This window comes from Enterobacter sp. NFIX58 (assembly GCF_900110475.1).
GTDB classification, from domain to species: domain Bacteria; phylum Pseudomonadota; class Gammaproteobacteria; order Enterobacterales; family Enterobacteriaceae; genus Enterobacter; species Enterobacter quasiroggenkampii.
The window spans coordinates 109,849-129,610 of record NZ_FODW01000001.1 but is presented as its reverse complement, the minus strand read 5'-3'; the positions used below and the strand labels follow the sequence as shown (position 1 = coordinate 129,610).

The 19,762-nt window shown below is 57.3% G+C and carries 15 protein-coding genes; 6 read left to right on the top strand and 9 right to left on the bottom strand.

Annotated features, from left to right (window positions below):
- The 4 genes from BMW97_RS00625 to BMW97_RS00610 are packed head-to-tail and all read right to left on the bottom strand — an operon-like array spanning window position 1 to window position 3,650.
- Window positions 1–1,239, bottom strand: a complete 1,239-nt coding sequence (locus BMW97_RS00625) for a DotU family type VI secretion system protein (RefSeq protein ID WP_045908263.1) — start codon at window positions 1,237–1,239, stop codon at window positions 1–3.
- A gap of 17 nt (window positions 1,240–1,256) precedes the next feature.
- Complete coding sequence (gene tssK, locus BMW97_RS00620; RefSeq protein ID WP_029740099.1) at window positions 1,257–2,600, bottom strand: type VI secretion system baseplate subunit TssK; 1,344 nt, start codon at window positions 2,598–2,600, stop codon at window positions 1,257–1,259.
- Between the two features lie 28 nt (window positions 2,601–2,628).
- The gene (tssJ, locus tag BMW97_RS00615; protein ID WP_023618341.1) at window positions 2,629–3,132 is read right to left on the bottom strand and encodes a type VI secretion system lipoprotein TssJ; all 504 of its coding nucleotides are present in this window, start codon (window positions 3,130–3,132) and stop codon (window positions 2,629–2,631) included.
- Window positions 3,133–3,155: 23 nt separating this feature from the next.
- A complete protein-coding gene (locus BMW97_RS00610) occupies window positions 3,156–3,650 on the bottom strand; it encodes a hypothetical protein (protein WP_045908262.1) in 495 nt (164 codons plus the stop codon).
- Window positions 3,651–4,654: 1,004 nt separating this feature from the next.
- Here BMW97_RS00610 and BMW97_RS00605 point away from each other — a divergent pair.
- Together BMW97_RS00605 and BMW97_RS00600 are read left to right on the top strand one after the other, a co-directional pair.
- On the top strand, window positions 4,655–6,943 hold the full coding sequence (locus BMW97_RS00605; protein ID WP_045908261.1) for an FdhF/YdeP family oxidoreductase: 2,289 nt from the start codon (window positions 4,655–4,657) through the stop codon (window positions 6,941–6,943).
- 22 nt (window positions 6,944–6,965) lie between these two features.
- Window positions 6,966–7,862, top strand: a complete 897-nt coding sequence (locus tag BMW97_RS00600) for a LysR family transcriptional regulator (protein ID WP_045908260.1) — start codon at window positions 6,966–6,968, stop codon at window positions 7,860–7,862.
- Here BMW97_RS00600 and BMW97_RS00595 read toward each other — a convergent pair.
- Together BMW97_RS00595 and BMW97_RS00590 are read right to left on the bottom strand one after the other, a co-directional pair.
- On the bottom strand, window positions 7,841–8,599 hold the full coding sequence (locus BMW97_RS00595) for a phosphate/phosphite/phosphonate ABC transporter substrate-binding protein (protein WP_045908259.1): 759 nt from the start codon (window positions 8,597–8,599) through the stop codon (window positions 7,841–7,843). The two genes, BMW97_RS00600 and BMW97_RS00595, sit on opposite strands and share 22 nt — an antisense overlap.
- A complete protein-coding gene (locus BMW97_RS00590) occupies window positions 8,592–9,563 on the bottom strand; it encodes a fatty acid desaturase (RefSeq protein ID WP_045908258.1) in 972 nt (323 codons plus the stop codon). The genes BMW97_RS00595 and BMW97_RS00590 overlap by 8 nt, the downstream gene beginning before the upstream one ends.
- A 149-nt stretch (window positions 9,564–9,712) precedes the next feature.
- Here BMW97_RS00590 and BMW97_RS00585 point away from each other — a divergent pair, with 149 nt between their 5' ends.
- Together BMW97_RS00585 and gap are read left to right on the top strand one after the other, a co-directional pair.
- Entirely contained in the window at window positions 9,713–10,693 is a 981-nt protein-coding gene (locus BMW97_RS00585; RefSeq protein ID WP_045908257.1) for a GlxA family transcriptional regulator, read from the top strand.
- Between the two features lie 78 nt (window positions 10,694–10,771).
- Window positions 10,772–11,782, top strand: coding sequence for a type I glyceraldehyde-3-phosphate dehydrogenase (gap, locus tag BMW97_RS00580; RefSeq protein WP_045908256.1), 1,011 nt, complete (start codon window positions 10,772–10,774; stop codon window positions 11,780–11,782).
- Window positions 11,783–11,822: 40 nt separating this feature from the next.
- On the opposite strand, the gene BMW97_RS00575 is transcribed toward gap, so the two are convergent.
- Entirely contained in the window at window positions 11,823–13,010 is a 1,188-nt protein-coding gene (locus tag BMW97_RS00575; RefSeq protein WP_032675011.1) for an MFS transporter, read from the bottom strand.
- A gap of 115 nt (window positions 13,011–13,125) precedes the next feature.
- Between BMW97_RS00575 and BMW97_RS00570 the strand changes: the two genes are divergently transcribed.
- Window positions 13,126–14,082: an AraC family transcriptional regulator gene (locus BMW97_RS00570; protein ID WP_048029460.1), complete on the top strand. Its 957-nt coding sequence runs from the start codon at window positions 13,126–13,128 to the stop codon at window positions 14,080–14,082.
- Between the two features lie 13 nt (window positions 14,083–14,095).
- Here the strand turns inward: BMW97_RS00570 and BMW97_RS00565 are convergent, their stop codons facing one another.
- Entirely contained in the window at window positions 14,096–15,433 is a 1,338-nt protein-coding gene (locus BMW97_RS00565; protein WP_090392339.1) for a carbohydrate porin, read from the bottom strand.
- A gap of 425 nt (window positions 15,434–15,858) precedes the next feature.
- On the opposite strand from BMW97_RS00565, the gene BMW97_RS00560 reads away from it, so the two are divergent.
- Entirely contained in the window at window positions 15,859–17,544 is a 1,686-nt protein-coding gene (locus BMW97_RS00560; RefSeq protein WP_090392337.1) for an alpha,alpha-trehalase, read from the top strand.
- 64 nt (window positions 17,545–17,608) lie between these two features.
- On the opposite strand, the gene BMW97_RS00555 is transcribed toward BMW97_RS00560, so the two are convergent.
- Complete coding sequence (locus tag BMW97_RS00555) at window positions 17,609–19,711, bottom strand: TonB-dependent siderophore receptor (RefSeq protein ID WP_045908252.1); 2,103 nt, start codon at window positions 19,709–19,711, stop codon at window positions 17,609–17,611.
- Window positions 19,712–19,762: the final 51 nt, after the last annotated feature.

Sequence of the window (19,762 nt, the reverse complement as noted above, 5' to 3'; positions counted from 1 at the left end):
TTAGTTTCCTTGCGGCAATCCGTTCAGCTCGGCCTGGGTATTTTCAGGCGACACCAGCAGAGTAATTTCCACACGGCGGTTACGGGCGCGGTTTTCAGGCGTCGTGTTCGGCGCCACCGGGTTAATCTCGCCCCGCCCTTCCGCTTTCACGCGGCCAGGCTGAGAGAGGCTTCCCTGCAGCATTTTCTGTACCGAGCGAGCACGTTCCAGAGAGAGTTCATAGTTAGAGGCAAAGCGCGCGCTGCGGATCGGCACGTTGTCGCTGTAGCCCACCACCAGAATTTTGCCGCTCACGTTATTCATCGCCTGCGCGATGCGGTGGATGACCGGTTCATAGCGGTCACGCACGACGGTCGAGGCAGAGGCAAACAGCCCGTCGCCTTTCAGGATAACCACGCTGCGATCCGCTTCATCTTTCACCGCGACGAGGCCAGCCTCGATCTCCGGTTTCAGGAAGCCGCGCAGGTTCAGCACCGCCGGAAGCTGACGCGCCGGCTGCTGAATAGTGGTTTCCGGCAGCTGGGACTGGTAAATCTTCGCCAGCACCGGGTTGGTGCTGTCGCCAAGACGCCAGTTAAGCACGATATAAAACAGGCAGGCGATAAACCCGGCCAGCGCCACACAGGCCCACAGGGGGACCATGGGCCGCCAGAGCTTGCGCAGCACCGGACGATCTTCCGGATGAGGAGAAAGCGGCGGCGGATAGCTGCCGCGCACGCCGCGGATCATCTGCCACAGCCGCTGCTTGATGGTCTCAAGCTGGGTGCGGCCATTGTCCAGCACCCGATAGCGCCCTTCGAAACCGAGCAGCAGACAGTAGTTGATCATCTCCAGCAGCAGAATGTGCTCGCGCGGGTTTTGCGACAGGCGCGCCAGCAGCTGAAAGAACTTCTCGCCGCCCCAGGTTTCGTTATGGAACGTCACCAGCAGGCCATTGCTTGACCAGACCCCGCTGCTGCCCCAGGGGGTGAGCGCGGCAGCCTCATCGAGCGCCGTACACAGGCAGTAGCGTGCCCCGACGATCACTTCGTAGGGCAGCCCCGCCTGCTGGCAACGGACTTCAAAACGGCGAATTTCATCGATCAGGCGCTGGCGTAGCGCCACCTGATCGTCATGCGATACCGAATGACGGATCTGCGGAATCGCATTGAGCAGCGGATTGGCGGCCGCCACCAGCTGATTGTTGCTACTGGCCCCGGTGAACGCGGCATCGCTGCCGGTATCCTGTCGTTCCTGCATATTAAGCGCTCGCTTTATTATTCTGTCGGGCTACGGATGGCCCAAAACTCCATATCCAGCCCCGGGAACTCCCCTGCAAGGTGCAGGGCGAATGCGCCGGACTTATCCATCTCGTGCCACAGCTCGCTGCCCTTCTCGAGCTCGAAGTAGCTGTAGCCGGCATGCCACGGGATCTGCGGCGGTGCGACCGGCATGGCGCGCAGCATAATGCCCGGCAACTGAAGCTGAACCAGATCGCGGATTTTCGACACCGGTGCGACCTTCATCTGCGCCGGGAAATGGGTTTGCAGGTGTTCGCCCGGCACATTGGCTTTGACCGCCAGCACGAAGCCGAACTCACGCACCATGCTGGTTTCAGGCACCGTGGCGATGTTGAGGCCGTGAGAGCGTTCGTTAAGCGGCAGCTGGATCGCGTGGTCTTCCATCACCAGCGACAGCCCCTGACGCAGCATCAGCATCAGCTTGCTGAAGCAGTTTGCCAGATCGTCATGATCGTAAATCGGCAGCACGCTTTCAGCGGTTCGCTGCGATGTCCAGGTGGCAAGTTCGGTCGCGAACGGCAACCAGCTGCGCCAGAGCGTTTCCGGGTGCAGCAGCGGAAGGGTTTTTAAATGAGACACCTCGCCAAGGTGACGGTTAACCAGCGACAGCAGCGTGAACTCGATCAGTTCGGAGGTGTTAAAGCGGCCGGGCTGGCGCAAACGGCCGCCAATTTGCTGGCTGCGCTGCACCAGCAAGCCGTGCAGATCGTTGATCATGCTGTAGATCTGCGGGCTGTTATTGGCATTCAGCATCGGCGGGATGTAGCTGTTGTCGAGCCGCACATGGTTGTCGTTACGCTTCTCGGTCACAAACGCCACGCCGATGGCGGTCCACTCTGCCGTGAGGTCTTTTTCGAGCATCAGGGTCAGACGCAGGCGGCCAAACTGGACGGTGGCATCCCCCACCGACATGGCGTTATCGTCTTCAACCTCTTGCTCAAACGCGATAAAGCGCGCCAGCGAGGCTGGCTCTTCGCTGAAAATCACCTCTTCTCTCTCACCCCGACGAACCGGCAGTGCGAGCACCACTTTTTCGTTGGTGAGATTGTCAGGAATTTTCAACGGTACAGGACCGTTGCGCCCGTTACGGACCTGGAAAAAGGTGCCGTCCGGCAGCAGCCCACTGCAGTAGCTCAGTGCTATGCATCCCTGACGAAGCATCGCTTCATCCAGTTCAACGTCGAGAAAGCCCCAGAGATACGATCGCTGCAGCGCGCCCCATTCACGAACATGGTTGAGCAGATAGCTTTCAGTCCGCTGAAAATGGTGTGGACGCAGGAACATGCCTTCGGTCCAGACGACCTTTTCTGCTTTCGTCATGATGATGTGTTTCCTGTTTTGAAGCGCGTTACTGGCTGATGACCCGAATGCCGTTCACGTCGAGAAAAACGTTGGCCTGAAGTTCATCTGCGGACCATTTCCAGAACTGGTAGATATGATTTTCGCCAGGCACGGGCAGAGGGAGTGAAACGCGCCATTTTTTGCCATCCAGCACCTGATACTCCGCCATCACGCCGATGTAGCGAGCCTCCGGCGAGCTTTGCCCGCTGAGGGTTTTTGACAGCTGTCCCGGCATCAGGAAGAACACATCGCTGTTCAGCAGATTCGCGCCAAGCGTAGCTGACGCGTTGTTCTGCAGGGAGTAGAAGTCGCTGGACATGAAATCCGCATCGGATTTCAGCAACAGTACCCGGACCTTAAGCGGCGCAGATTCATTGATTTGTGGATGAGCCTGAAACTGCAGATTGTAGCGGGAGGGGTCGCTGTGTGAAGACGACGTACAACCACTGACCAGCGCGAAAATCATCGCGTAAAAGGGTAACCACAGCTTATGAAAATTTTTATTATTCATAAAAATGCGCTCATGAAAGCCGTTTAGTTCAGGATCCAGGTACCGTTAGCGCTGTCTTTGCAGGCTTTGCTGTTACCGTCGACATCAACACAGGTCGCTTTTTTACGCACCTTTGGACGAATAGCCTGTTTACGCACGGTGGCTTCGTACTGGTCGGCCTTGATAACAGCGCGCATCGGAACGTAACCAATCAGCTGTTCGTTACCTTCATCGGCAAGCGCCATCCAGTAGTGTTCAACCTGCCCCAGCACCACGTACGTTTTTCCGGTCTCGAGAGTGCGGATAACTTTACCGCCAAAGTCAGGACGGCTCATCAGGGAGGCCGGATACATGGCACGATACGGCTCGTTAACCGGGTTGAACTCCGTCGGCGCCGTCACGGCGTGACGGTGGGTTAAGGTGACGCCGTTGACCTGGCTGGTCTCGATCGTATCGTCGTTGATCACAGGTTTCTGCGGTGCTTTACAGCCCGCCACCGCCATTACAAACAGAAGTGAAAACAGTACGCGCATTTTCATATGCTTTTCCGTAGCGATATTTCGATGATGGAGATAAGGGGATGAAGTTTGACTTAAGTGCTATTGTTAAAATAGCCAGGATATTTTCGGGGCGTTACTACTTTAAGGGCATAGCTACCGCACGAGCCTTTCAGAATAAGGCCCAGTGTCTTCCTGACATATTTTGACAAACGGTAAACAAGTTTACATGAGCTTCGTATCAATTCAATATTTACCGCCGCGTAACTGTTGGTAAATGAAGCAGTCGGAAAATTATAGGATTAATCCTATGATAAAAAACGATATGGCCCACCCTTTCTTATTTCTTCACCACAAAACGACATAACTTTATGTTTTATATATTAAAAAACACAAAGGAGAACCACTTTCATTAACGCAATCACGCTATTATCGCCACTACCATAATTAGTAGAATTCGCGTTTTTTTGATGTCAAAGGAATATATCTCTGATGAATTATTTGTTGCACTAACAGGGTATCTTTAATATTGAAGACGCTTCATCGCCTGGGTGAGAATATTTCACTTATGCAGCAAGATGTTAATTTCATGCCGCAAAAAAAGCGTATATTTTCGGCCGTAATAATTCCACTGTCAGGTATACCTTATATCTATTATTCATTAAGCGTGAGTAAACCTTCCTGCCATTCTCTCAATTGAAAAATGCCTCGAGCAGCCCACCAGCCGCGAATCGCGGCGATATCCTCAGCGCATCAGCTTCATTCGAAGTTTTACTGGCGCTACATACTTTCCTGCTCACCGCCATCTATCTCGCCTACCGGACGATAGATAAGATTTATTATTAAAATGATAAAAATTCGTTATAATTTCTTTAAATATTTAAACACCAGACCAGATAAATTACTGTAATAAAAAGAGTTTGCGTTAAGGCACTTTTCCGTTCCGTATGTGCGTTGCCATTCGGTCGTCATTGCTTTCACCTATTGCTCTCGTCAGTGATTTTTTGAGCTCAGGCGTTGTGTGATCGAACAAACCAGGAGTGGGTATGAACAAGAAAAGACGCTCGGTGCCAGGCATCAGACACTATGACGGCCCTGCTGGCGGCTGGGGCGCATTGAAAGCAACGGCCATTGCGGTACGCACCCAAATGGATACCCTTGACGCCCCCGCGACGCTGCTGCGCACCAACCAACCTGACGGCTTCGACTGCCCGGGCTGCGCGTGGCCTGATAAAGAACACAAATCGACGTTCCAGTTCTGCGAGAACGGCGCCAAAGCGGTGACCTGGGAAGCGACCAGCAAACGCGTCACCCCCGCGTTTCTGGCTGAAAACAGCGTCTCCTCGCTGCTGGCAAAATCGGACTTTGAGCTGGAAGGCTACGGTCGACTCACGCACCCCCTGCGCTATGATCGGGCGAGTGACACCTTCCGCCCCGTCGACTGGGACGCGGCGTTTCAACGCATCGGCGAAGTATTGCGCGGGCTCGAGCCGGACCAGGTCGAGTTCTATACCTCCGGACGCGCCTCTAACGAAGCAGCTTATCTGTTCCAGCTGTTTGCTCGCGAATACGGCACCAACAACTTCCCCGACTGCTCGAATATGTGTCACGAGGCCACCAGCGTCGGTTTGCCCCGTTCGATCGGGATTGGGAAAGGGACCGTCTCGCTGGATGACTTTGATAAGACTGAACTGGTGATCTCCATCGGCCATAACCCCGGCACTAACCATCCGCGAATGATGGGGACCCTCCACGAGCTGGCCCGCCGCAACGTGCCGATTATCGTCTTTAACCCGCTGCGCGAGCGCGCCCTGGAACGTTTTGCGGATCCGCAGAGCGTGATTGAAATGGCGACCTACAGCTCCACGGATATCGCCTCGACCTATTTCCAGGTGAAGGCCGGAGGCGATGCCGCCGCGCTGAAAGGGATTGCCAAACACCTGCTGGAAATGGAGGCCGAACGCGGGGACGTGCTCGATCGCACGTTTATTGCCGAACACACCCAGGGCTTTGAGGACTTTGCCGACGATATCGCACAAACCCGCTGGGACGACATTGAGCGCGAGTCGGGTCTGAGCCAGGGGGCACTCAAACAGGTGGCTGAGGCCTATGCGAAATCGAATGCCACCATTATTACCTACGGGATGGGCATTACCCAGCACAATAAAGGGACGGCCAACGTCCGCCTGATCGCTGACGTGCTGCTGATGCGCGGGAATATCGGTAAGCCCGGCGCGGGAATATGCCCGCTGCGCGGTCACTCAAACGTGCAGGGGAACCGTACCGTCGGGATTAGCGAGAAACCCACGCCGGCCTTCCTGAACAGTCTGAAGGATGTATTCGGCTTTGAGCCACCGTCTCACCACGGCCATGACGCGGTGCAGGCCACGCAGGCGATGATCGACGGCCGCGCAAAAGCGCTCATTTGCCTCGGCGGTAATTTTGCGGTGGCGATGCCCGATCATGAACGCGGCTTTCCGGCCATGGGCTCCCTCGATTTGAGCGTTCACGTCGGGACCAAGCTGAACCGTACCCATCTGCTGGTGGGCAAAGAGACCTTTATTTTCCCGTGTCTTGGCCGTACCGAGCTGGATATTCAGGCCACCGGCCGCCAGTCCATTACCGTCGAAGACTCGATGTCGATGGTCCATGCCTCATCCGGCAAGTTAAAACCCGCCTCGCCGTTGCTTCGGTCAGAACCCGCTATCGTCGCGGGCATGGCGAAAGCCACCCTGCCGGATACCCGCGTAGACTGGCTGACGCTGGTTGAGGATTACGACCGCATCCGCGACCTGATCGAGCAGACCATTCCGGGCTTTGAGAACTACAACGCGCGGATCCGCGTTCCCGGCGGCTTCCGTATGCCGCTGCCGCCAACGCAACGTCTCTGGCCAACGGCGACGGGAAAAGCGATGTTCTCGGTCTTCGACGGCGTACATGAGAACGCCAGCGGTGAAGGTGAGCACGTTCTGCGCCTGATCACGCTGCGCAGCCACGACCAGTACAACACCACCATTTACGCGCTGGATGACCGCTACCGTGGCGTGTTTGGCCGTCGCGACGTGCTGTTTATGAACGAAGACGATATGGCGCAGTCAGGGCTGGAACACGGCGACCGCGTGGATATCGAAACCGCCCTGCCCGGCAACGGACAGCGTCTGGAAGACATTACCGTGGTGGCGTACAACATCGCGCCGGGGACCGTCGGGGCCTATTATCCGGAGGCCAACGTGCTGGTACCGCTTGATTATCTGGATAAGGACAGCGGTACGCCGTCGTATAAATCCGTTCCGGTTCGCATCACCCTGCGCTCAAAAGAGATCCGCATGCTGTAAGGCTGTTCGCGCAGAGAAAAAGATGGATATTAAACAGTTAAAATATTTAATCGCGCTCGACGAGACCCGCCATTTTGGCAAGGCGGCCTCGCAGTGCAACATCACCCAGCCGACCCTCTCCATGCGCATCCGCAGCCTGGAGGAGGAGCTGGGGCTGGTGCTGATTGTGCGCGGGCAGCGCTTTGAGGGGTTTACGCCGGAGGGTGAACGCATCCTCGCATGGGCCCGCGCGCTGCTGGCCGCGCATGACGGGCTACAGGCGGAAGCCGCGCTGTGCAAAGGCCAGGTGGTGGGGGAACTCCGTCTGGGGATGGTGCCGCTGGCGAGTGTGGATCCGATGATCTTTATTCGCCTGCTGACGCAAAAATACCCGGAGCTGACCTATAGCCTCTATTCCATGTCCTCCGCGCAGATTGCCGACGGCGTCAGCCGCAATCAGCTTGAGCTGGGGATTTGCTATCTCAACAGCATCGACATCAGCCAGTTCGATATTATCCAGCTTCCCAAAACGAAGATGGGCCTGCTGCACGACGTCCGCCATTTCCAGCTCGGCCAGGAGAAATTGACCTGGCGCGACCTGACGGATTTTCCACTGGGGTTCCTGACCAAAGGGATGCATTACCGGGCGCATATGGAGGCCAGCTTTAAGTCTGCTGGCATTGAACCGAGGTCCGTTTTCGAGAGCGACTCCACGTTCCAGATCATTCAGGCGGTGCAAAGCGGCGTATGCTGCGCCGTGATGCCGCTGAACAACGGACTGGAAGATCTGAACAGCCATTTCAGGATTGTCCCCATCGCCGATGCGAACATTGAGGCCCCTGTCGGCCTGATTATGCGCAGGCAAAAACCGGTCTCCTCGCTGGCGCTGCGCTGCTTTACCGACGCGCAGGAGATTTATTACGCCAGCAATGAGGCGTAGGCCTGACGCGTCACGGCGCTAAACCCCTCAATCAGTACCGCGTCGCAAACGGTCCGGTGTTCCGGCAAACTCACCAGCGCGTGGAGCGCATCGCGAAGGGCGTTCAGGGTGTCAGGCGAAGTGTGGGGCGAGGTAATGAGCGGCAGCCCTGGCGTCAGCGGGGTACGGTCAATGACCGCCAGCCCCGTCAGACTTTCCGGTTCGTGACGCTGCAGCAGTGCCCAGGTGACACAGTCGATGGCTGCGATATCCCCTGCTCCGCGTTTGACATCCTTCAGCGACTGGCGATGGCTGCCGCTGAAGGACGTTTGCGCGAAAAACGGACCGTCAGCCGCCAGAGGCGCTACTTTTTTTCGCAGCGCATTGTAGCCGGACTGCGAGTCCGCAGAGTTACAGACCGCCCGTCGGCCGCGAAAATCCGCCAGCGTGAGATGCCGATCCTCCTCGCGCACCACCAGAAAGCTGCGGTACTGGATCCCTTCGCAGCCCGGAGCCGCGTAGTGAAAACAGCCGACAACCTGCACGTCCGGAAGCTGCGTGACCAGCGGGTAACCGCAGGTCTGGCTGAGGATAAGCCCGGGCTGTTGCCAGTGCGTGAGCAGATCGGACTCCGGCCCGTCGGGGAGATCATCGACGGGCACACCCCGTGCGGCCAGCAGCCCCTTTACCGCCAGCCAGAGCGCGCGCGTGTCGGCGCGATCCACCGCATACATGGGAAACGCCAGCAGGTTACTCATACCCTTCTCCCTGTTGCTTTCCGGGGTGAACGGTGACGTCGACGGGACTGAACCAGAACCGGCGCAGCCATTCACCGTAGCCCCTGACCAGAAAACCGCGGTTTCGCTCCCGGTACGCCTCCCGGTTTTGCTGGTAGATCGCCTTCAGTCCGTACCACGGCACGCCCGGTAGATCATGATGTACTGAATGATAGTTGAGATTTAAAAACAGTATCCGCCAGAACAGCCCGGCCTCGTTAATGACGGAGCGCGCCAGCGGATCGTCCGCCGCACGATGTTCGAAAAACGATCGTACCTTGGTCAGCGCCAGCGCCGGATAACTGACCGCCAGCACAAACCAGACAGGTGAAAAACCAACGTGCGTCATCCAGGCGAAGAGTGCCGCCAGCAGCGTGATGTGAACCAGCCACATCGTCATCGCCCGCAGGTGAAGATGACGAAACGCCGCCACGGCGCTGCCCAGCGTCTGGACGATATCCAGCAGCGGCGCCAGCAGAAGCCGCCCGGCAAAGGTATTTCGGGCCCGGATCAGGCGCTTCTGCCAGGGAGAAAAGCGCGCCCAGCTCGCCTCGGTAAAATAGTACGACTCCGGGTCATCCACCGGATGGGTCAGGCTATCGTACCGATGGTGAGCCAGATGGGAATCCCGGTACAGGCCGTACGGGTACCACACCGCCAGCGGGAGCGTGCCGAACAGCTGGTTAAGCCAGGCAAAACGCGTGGGATGCCCGTGGATCAGCTCATGCTGCAACGACATATACCAGGCGGTAAACCCGATGAGCAGCAGCGTGGCGGGCAGCAGGCCGAGCGTTTGCCAGAACGCCAGCGTGGCAAACCAGCCCGCATAAATCGTGAACATTAACAGCCAGGTGGGCAGTTCGCTTCGCCACAAGAAACCCGACGCGAGGCGGTGGATTTGATTGCGTTGTTGTGGATGTAAATAGAGGGAGCTTCGTTTACCCATTCCTTCAGACGCCGTTTCGCCAGAGACAGAGCCCTGAAGATCGGGGATTACGCCTGAAATAACAAAGAACTTAAATCGCTTTGCTTTGCCAGAAACACAGAGCGCACGCGTCGCTTGACTTATTCTGTATTAAAGGTACTTTTCAGGACATGAAGAAGATCCTGATTATCGTTCCCGACGGCGGCATGCTGTTTGAAGCCGCCGGTATCGCCGACATTCTGATGCAGGCCAACCGGCTGCATCCGGAAGGGCTTGCGCAGCCCCGCTACCGGATTATCATCGCCACCACGCAGCCTCACCAGGTGATCCACGGCCAGTCCGGCCTGAACCTGCTGGCGGACTATCGTCTGCCGGAGCTGGATCCGCGTGAACCGCTGGATACCATTATCATCACCGGACGCGGTATGAACGAGCAGGAGAGCATAGCCGTAGTCGACTGGCTGCACCTCGCTGCGCCGCACGCCCGGCGGATCGCCTCTATCTGCGGCGGCGCGATGCTGCTGGCCCAGACCGGCTTGCTGGACGGTCGTCGCGCCACCACCCACTGGCGGCTGCTGGAAACCATGCAAGCCCAGTACCCGTCAATCCAGGTTGAAGGCGGCCCACTCTACATTCAGGACGGCCCCATCTGGACCTCCGGCGGCGTGAGTTCCGGGTTCGACCTGACCCTGGCGCTGGTGGAGGACGACTACGGATTTACCCTCGCCCGCGACGTGGCGCAGGATATGGTGATGTATCTGCGACGTCCCGGCGGACAGCTGCAGTTCAGCCGCTACAGCCTGCAGCAGCCCGGCACAGCAGGCCCGATAGGCGAGGTGCAAAGCTGGATCCTGCAGAACCTCACCGCCGATCTGTGCGTGGAGAACCTGGCCGAGAAAGCGGCGATGAGCCCGCGTAACTTCACCCGCGTGTTTACCCGCGAGGCCGGGGTCTCGCCTGCCCGCTACGTGACCGAAGCGCGTCTGGCCGCCGCCCGCCAGCTGCTTGAACAGACCCGCGATCCCCTTGAACGCATTGCTGAGCAAAGCGGCTTTGGTACCAGCATTAACTTGCGCCGCATCTTTGAGAAACAGCTTCACCTCACGCCCGGCGAATACCGCCAGCGCTTTCACTGCCGCAAGATGGCGTAATCTGATCCTTTTTTGTCGTTTACGCCAACCGGCCCGACGCCTACAGTGACTCCAGACAACAGAGATAAGGAGTGCACCATGGTTAAGGTCGGTATTAACGGTTTCGGCCGTATCGGACGTAATGTCCTGCGCGCGGCGCTGGGCAACCCGGCGCTTCAGATTGTGGCCATCAACGATCTGACAGACAGTAAAACCCTCGCCCATCTGCTGAAACATGATTCCCTTCTGGGCAAGCTGCCCGCGCCCGTTGAAGCGGCTGACGGCGCGCTGCAGGTAGACGGCCAGCGGATCGCCGTATTTAGCGAACGCGATCCGGCGAATATCCCGTGGCGTGATGCCGGGGTAGACGTGGTGATTGAAGCCACCGGCTTCTTCACTGAACGGGAGAAAGCGGCGGTGCATATCACCCACGGCGGCGCTAAGCGTGTCATCATTTCCGCTCCCGCGAAAAACGACGACCTGACGATTGTGATGGGCGTCAACCATGACCAGTACGATCCCGACCGGCACACGGTGGTAAGCAACGGGAGTTGCACCACGAACGGTCTGGCACCGGCCGCTCAGGTGCTGCACCAGCAGTTCGGGATTGAGCATGGCCTGATGAACACGACGCACGCCTACACCAACAGCCAGGCGCTGCACGATCAGCCGGAAAAAGATCTGCGCGGCGCACGCGCGGCGGCGCTGTCGATTGTGCCCTACTCCAGCGGCGCGGCGAAAGCGCTGGGGAAAGTGATCCCCTCCCTGGACGGCAAGCTGACCGGGTACTCCCTGCGCGTGCCGGTGCCGGTGGTGTCGATTGTCGATTTAACCGTGACGCTGAGCCGCAACGTGACCGCCGAAGAGGTGAATGACGCGTTCCGCAACGCGGCCGCCAGCGGCCCCCTGAAAGATATCCTGGGCTATAGCGATGAACCGCTGGTCTCCAGCGATTACCAGGGCGACCCGCGATCGTCAATTATCGACGGGCTTTCCACGCTGGTCATTGGCGGAAACATGGTGAAGATCCTGGCGTGGTATGACAACGAGTGGGGCTTCTCTAACCGCCTGGTGGATCTGGCGGTGCTGATGGATAAGAAAGGGCTGTAAACCTGAGGCCGGGTGGCACGAACGCTCACCCGGCAAAAAATCACTCCGCTTTCACTTTCACACCCATAAACACAATCACCATCGCCGTCACCAGCAGGAAACCGCTGCCCGCGAACACGCCGCTTGCGCCGTTAAGATCAAACACTGCCCCACCTCCGGCCGCACCGGCGCTTATCGCCAGCTGGATTGAGGCCACCAGCAGCCCCCCTGCACTTTCGGCTTCATCCGGAACAGTGGTCGCAAGCCAGGTGGACCAGCCCACCGGAACCAGGCCAAATGCAAAGCCCCACAGCGCAACCAGCAGCCCGTCCAGCATGGCCAGATGACCAAAGGCGACCATCATGAGCGCGAGAACGCCCATCGCAAACGGCACCAGCGCCAGCGTCAGGCGCAGATTACGTGCCAGCAGATGCCCGGCCACGGAGGTGCCCACAAAGTTGGCGATACCAAAGCCCAGCAGGATCAGTGAAATGGTCTCCACGCTCGCCTGGCCTACCGTCTCCAGGAACGGACGCAGGTAGGTAAAGAAAGCGAAATGGCCGCTGAAGATCAGGATGGTCGCCAGCATGCCGCCGATCATCCCCGGACGGCGCAGCACGCGGAACAGCGTACTCAGGCTACCGCTGCTCTCCGGCTTCATGGACGGCAGCACCCAGAGCTGCCACAGCAGCGCCAGCATGCTCGGCAGAATGCAGAGCACAAAGACGTTGCGCCAGCCGATCAGGCTGCCCAGATAGCTACCCAGCGGCGCCGCGACTACCGTGGCAATCGACACGCTGGAGAAGATCACCGCCAGCGCTTTCGGCACTTTATCTGCCGGAACCAGACGCATCGTCGTGGCCGTCGACATCGCCCAGAATCCCCCGATCGCTATCCCCAGAAGCAGGCGCCCCATTAGCAGGACGTGCAAATTGGGCGCAAAGGCCACCAGCAGGCTGGAGATAATTTGCAGCACCGAGAAAAACATCAGAACCCAGCGGCGGTCGATACTCTTGGTTGCCGGGGTGATCAGCAGTCCGGTGACCAGCGCCACCAGCGCGGTGGCGGTGACAGCTTGTCCAGCCATCCCCTCGGTAACGCCCAGGCTCGCGGCCATGGGGGTTAACAAGCTGGCGGGCAGAAATTCGGCCGTAATCAAACCAAATACCCCCAGCCCCAGTGAATAGACGGCCCGCCAGGCGGGTTTTGCAGGCGCTACCGCCTCGCTCGCCGCGACACATGAACTCATCTGTTGATCTCCCGTTATAAAAATGTGACTAGTGTCGCAAAAGAATAGAAGGTTCACCCTGGACGATCTATGACATATAATCTCCACTTATTGATTATTCGTCCGGAGTTGCGCCATGACCGTCCAGTCACCCGATTTGATCAGCGAACTTTTACGCGGCATGCGCCTGTCAGGCGTGAAATACCGGCGGATTGAAGCCAGTGCGCCATTTGGCGTCGCGTTTCATCAGGCTCCCGGCAGGGCGCAGTTTCATTTTGTGAGCCACGGTAGCGCCCTGTTGCGCATGGAGAGCGGTGCAACGTTCGAACTGAGCGGTGGCGACGCCCTCTTTATTCCCGGCGGAAATTCTCATGCCCTGCTCTCTGACGAACAGGCCACCCTTACCCCTGTCAACGCCTTTCCGAGCGAGCCTATCTGTAGCTCGGTCTGTGCTATCACCTGCGAGCCCTGCCCGGAGAGCGAGAACACCCTTATCTTTAGCGGATGCATGGATTTTGAGCTGGGCGGCATGCAGCCGCTGATCAAGGCGATGCCGGAAGTGATGATGGTCAGCCGGCTGATGTCCACCTGGCCGGAAATTCATCCGCTGCTGGCGGCAATGGAGCGGGAATCCGCGGCGCGTCAGGCCGGGTATGCCGGGATCCTTGCGCGGCTGGCCGATGTGGTGGCGGCGTTAATTGTGCGGGGCTGGGTTGAAGGCGGCTGCGGCAAAGCCACCGGCTGGGTGCAGGTGCTGCGCGACCCGCGCCTGAGCCGGGCCATTTACGCTATGCACCAGCAGCCAGGCCTGAACTGGAGCGTCGCCGATCTGGCAAAAGAAGCCGGGACTTCCCGATCCGTTTTCGCGGAACGGTTTCTCGCGGCGACGGGAACGACACCGGCAAAATATCTCAGCGAGCTGAGAATGCGGCTGGCCATTCAGTATATTCGTCATGAAAACCAGCCGATCGAAACCGTCGCGCTGCGGCTGGGTTACGGATCGCTGGCGGCTTTTAGCCGGGCATTTAAGCGCATCATTGGCCATGCGCCGGGCACGCTGCGGGAAGCCAGCCAGACTCCGGAAGAAGCCTGACTGGCGTACGGCATCAGAAATAGTATTTAAAGCGTACGCGTCCGCCGTAGCGATCGTCGTTTTTATTGTCACCCTCTTTTGGAGAAGCGTTGACCCAGGACGCATACGCGCCCAGATAGATGTTGAAGTTTTTCATCTTCATGACGTTCGGAATGAGGTACGACGTATGGATGGTATGAATGTCGTATTCGCCCGGGTCGCTGATCCAGCAGTCGTTTTCACACTCGGCATCAAAGGTTGAGGTATTAAACTCGTCGATTTCGTTATGAGCATAGATATAGCCCAGCTCAAAATTACGCCAAAGGGCATTGATGCCTGAGGTAAAGTCGGTTTCGCCCGTCGCGTCCAGGTAAGCCGTGTTGAAGTTCATGACCACCCCGTTTTCCGGATCGGTTTTAAGTCCGTCCCAGGTCATAGTAAACCCGTAGCCGGTCCGGTCTGACTGATCGACCCAGCGCCCGGCATCGTCACGATAGCCGTAAGCGTTGTTTACCAGGTTGGTCTCCATAGCGAACGCGGTTGAAAACGGTCCGCTCTGCCATGAGACAACCGGGCGCACGTAGGCGACGTTTTTATCGTTCTCAAGCTCCGCGCCGTGATAACGCTGGTCGACGTACAGATCGCTGCCGTCCTTAAACAGGGTATTCAGTTCGAAATACCAGTTGTCCAGCGTTTTGTTCACCAGGAAGTTACCGCCGCTGTCGGTTCGGCCACGCCCCTCTTTCAGCATATAGATATAGCCGTAGCCGTCGCTGTAAAGGTCGTCTGCCGTATTGCCCGAGTATTCCACAAAGGTATCCTGATTGAGCGGAAACATATCATACGCTTCGAAGCGACCAACCTTAATTTCCCAGTCTTTTTCAGAACCGAAGAAAAATACGGCGTCATCCAGATACATTTGCCCAGCAAGATCGCCGAGCGGCTGAACGGAGAATCCGGCATAATTTCCGTTATTCATTTTACGATAACCATCAAAACCCAGCAGAATACGGCCATTAATATCCCAGCGTTCTTTATCCCCGGGTGCCCAGTCGTTATTAGCGCTTTGCTTAACAGACGTCAGGCTACCCGTTTTACTGGCAGCATCCATATTAAGCTCAACGTCACCATAAAATTTAATATCGCCAAAACCTGACAGCGTCAGTTTCGGCGGCGCCTCGTTGTTGACCGGCTCCTCTGACTGCACGGTGACCGTCGCTGCCTGCTGTACCGCCGCCTGTTGCTGTTTAAGCACTTCGATTTGCGCTTCCAGCTGCGCCAGCTTTTCCTCCACGCTTGCTGAGGACTGGGCGGCTAAAAGCGCCCCGGAATAGAGCGCACCTGTCAATATGACCATTTTCTTTAATTTCATAGATTCCGTCCTGATTAAAAAGGAAATACCCAAAGATTGAGTTTCGCCATTTCGTACAAATACACGCAGGAACGCTATTATGTTTTTTGATAACTGAATTATGAATTTTAACTTGTGTGAACCGGGCAGAATAATTCCTTTATTATTAACGAGAGAAACACAACCCGCCTCACATTATTATTTCATCGACTTGCCCGACGTTAATTATATAAAATACAAATATAATTATTTAAGATAATAATTAGACCGGTTTCATTCCCACAACAAATTATCAAACGTCCTGCAGCCTGCCTGAGAACGCGGTAATTTGTCTGGTTCTGCGCAAAATGGGATATTCAACACGCGAAGCGGGCAATATTCGTCTAAGGTTTTCAGGTGATTGACAACAGCGGTCACGCTGCCCGGTAAAGACAGGAGACGAAAAGATGATAAAACCTCGTACATTGCGCCCCGCTTGTTTACATCTTGCGCTGGGAGGCGCGCTGCTCGGTGTCGCAACGTTTGGCTATGCCAACGAACAGCCTGCGACTCAGACAACCCCGCCCGATATTTTACTGGGGCCCCTCTTCAATGATGTGCAAAGCGCTAAACTGTTTCCCGATCAAAAAACCTTTGCGGATGCAGTCCCCAAAAGTGACCCGCTGATGATTCTGGCGGATTACAGGATGCAGCACGCGCAGTCCAGCTTTGACCTGCGCCATTTTGTCGAGATGAATTTCACCCTCCCAGAAGAGGGAGAAAAGTATGTTCCACCGGCGGGGCAATCGTTACGTGAGCACATTGACGATCTCTGGCCCGTACTGACGCGCACCACCGATAAAGCCAGCAACAAATGGGATTCCCTTCTGCCGTTACCGAAGCCTTACGTTGTGCCCGGCGGTCGTTTCCGCGAGGTCTACTACTGGGACAGCTACTTCACCATGCTGGGCCTGGCTGAGAGCGATCATTGGGACAAAATCAGCGACATGGTGGATAACTTTGCGTATGAGATCGACACCTTCGGCCACATTCCCAACGGCAACCGCAGCTATTACCTGAGCCGCTCCCAGCCGCCGTTTTTCTCACTGATGGTTGAACTGCTGGCGACCCATGACAGCGACGCGCTGAAGAAATATCGTCCGCAGATGGAGAAAGAGTATGCCTACTGGATGGACGGCGTCGATGCCCTGCAGCCGGGCCAGGCCAGCAAACGCGTGGTGAAACTGGATGACGGCGCGATCCTCAACCGCTACTGGGACGATCGCGACACCCCGCGCCCGGAGTCCTGGCTTGACGATGTGAATACCGCGAAAAGTAACCCTAACCGACCGGCAACCGAGATCTACCGTGATTTGCGTTCCGCCGCGGCCTCGGGATGGGACTTTAGCTCCCGCTGGATGGACGATCCGCAAAAACTCGGCACCATCCGGACCACCAGCATTGTGCCCGTGGACCTGAATGCTCTGATGTTCAAGATGGAAAAACTGCTGGCCCGGGCAAGCCAGGAAAGCGGCGATGCCGCCAGCGCAAACAAGTATGAGGCGCTGGCCACCGCGCGCCAGAAAGCCATCGAGAGCCACCTGTGGAATGATAAAGAGGGCTGGTACGCCGATTACGATCTGAAGAGTAAGAAGGTACGCAATCAGCTCACGGCTGCGGCCCTGTTCCCGCTTTACGTGAAGGCGGCGGCGCAGGATCGTGCCGATAAAGTCGCTGCGGCAACCTCCTCACGTCTGCTGCAGCCGGGCGGAATAGCGACCACCACCGTCAACAGCGGTCAGCAGTGGGATGCGCCAAACGGCTGGGCTCCGCTGCAATGGGTGGCGGCGGAAGGGTTGCAGAATTACGGGCAAGAGAAGGTCTCAATGGATGTGACCTGGCGCTTCCTGAAAAACGTTCAGCATACTTATGACCGGGAAAAGAAACTGGTCGAGAAATACGACGTGTCGACGACCGGTACGGGCGGCGGCGGCGGCGAGTATCCGCTGCAGGACGGCTTCGGCTGGAGCAACGGGGTGACGCTGAAGATGCTGGATCGGGTCTGCCCGAAAGAGAAACCGTGCGACAGCGTGCCGGAGAATCGGCCTGCCGCGAATGATGAGGTGGCGCCGGTGAAGGCGACGGCGCAGTAAGTGAGTATTGCCGGGTGGCGGCTACGCCTTACCCGGCCTACTTTTTAAACTCACAGGGCTTTGCTTAGAAACTGTAACTCGCCCCTAACTGATACGTTCTGTCGCGCCCAATCCAGCAGTTGGTCGCATCGTAGCAGGTCAGCGTCTCTTTGTTGGTGATGTTCTGCGCGCTGGCCTTAAGCGTCAGCCCTGCCAGCGAAGGCAGGATTTCGCCCATCCGATAGGATGCCGCCAGATCGTACTGGGTGGTACCGCCCAGCTTACCCGCATCGTTAGCGGGTGAGATTTCCATCGGGCCGGTATAGCGCGCCCCCGCCCCCAGCATCAGCCCTTTCAGCGGCGTGTTCTCAAAGGTGTAATCCCCCCAGAGATTGAAGGCATTCTCCGGCACCTGCGTTGGACGTTTCCCTTTGTACTTATCATCTTCCGTATTGATCGCGTGGGTGTAGGCATAGTTCGCAATCAGCGTCAGGTTGTCCGTCGGGCGGCTGATGGCAGACAGCTCAGCCCCTTTGGATTCCACCTCCCCGGTCTGACGATAGTTCAGGAAGCCCGGATCGGAGGTGACGACATTTTTCTGACGGATGTTGAACACCGAGGCGGTAAAGGTAGTGGCGTAGTCGGCCAGCAGATATTTCACGCCGCCCTCCACCTGCTTGCTGGTGGTCGGTTTGACGTCTTTCGCCGCGAGCGTTCCCTTCGGCGACACCGGTGCAAAGCCTTCGGAATAGCTGATAAACGGTGACAGACCATTATCAAAAGCGTAAAGCGCGCCCAGGCGTTTGGTGACGCGATCCTGAGAGACCCAGTCCTTATCACCGTTTTGCAGATAATTGGTGGTCACGGAGCGATAATCGTCGTAGCGCAGGCTGCCCAGCAGATTTAAGCCCCCCCACTCCACCTGATCCTGCAGGTAGTAGCCGTTCTGCTGATAGCTCAGACGGTTTTTCTGGGCGGTATACAGGCCCAGCGCGCTTTCGCCGATCTGCGAATAGTCAGGGTTGCGCATATCCATGCCCGGCGTGGCCGACGCGTAACGGTAGTGGAAATGGGAATTCAGCTTCTGATAGTCAAACCCGGCCAGCAGATGGTGTTGCCAGTCGCCCAGCGCCACGGTTTTCGTCACCTGGTTATCGATGTTAAAGCTCTGCAGATCTTCATCGGTGGTGTAGGCAAAGCGGTTGAGCTGATAGACCTCGCTTCCCGTGCCCGTCGCATAGACGCTGCGCTGATGCGTATCGACGTCGAAATAGCGCGCCTTCTGGTTAAAGCCCCAGCCGCTGTCGAACGCATGTTCAAAGCTGTAGCCCAGCATCCACTGGCGCTGCTTAAATCCGTTCCACTCATCACCGGCGTAGTCGCGCTTGCCCGCGTATTTCGAGCGCAGGTAGGCGAGCGGCAGCGGGTTCGACGGCGTCAGGCTCGGGGAGTTCTGCGCCAGCGCATCCAGAGTCAGGCGGGTTTTGCTGTCGGGTTGCCAGGTGACGGACGGGGCAACCAGGTAATTTTCATAACGGGTGGTGTGCGGCTGATCGTCATTTTCCGTCGCTTTCCCCAGCAGACGGTAGTTCCAGTCGCTGTCGGCAATCTGCCCGGTTGAGTCGAGATAGCCCTCTTTCAGGTTGCGGTTGCCGGTGTTAAAACCGAATTCGGTTCGCGCTTCTCGCTGCGGCTTTTTACTCTGGATATTCACCAGCCCGCCCGGCGAGCCGCCGCCGTAGAGAACCGATGAGGGGCCTTTCAGGATATCAACGCTGTCAATCAACAGCGGATCGATGCGGGCTTTGGTATTGCCGGTGACGTTATAGGGCAGTTGCAGCCCGTTGTAGAACTCCTGGTCGACGGTAAAGCCACGAATTTTATATTCGCTCATGTAGGAGGTATTTCCCCGCACCTCGGTTGAGACCCCAGGCGCATAGCGCAGGATTTCATTCACGGAATTCGCATGGCGCTTGTCAATTTCCGGCGCAGAGAGGGTCGTGATGACCTGCGGCGTTTTACTTTCAGCAACGGCCGATTTCGTGGCGCTGTTCGTCCAGGCCGGCAGCGCGCTGCCCTGCTCTGCGCCGGTGACGACGATAGTGGATTCTTCGGCGAATGCCGGAACGTGCAGTGCGAGCGAGACGGCGCCTGCCAGGGCGCATAGCGTAAAACGTGAAGGAGTCATAATGTCGTCTTGTTGTTAAATGCGATACGGAACGACAATTATTATCATTTA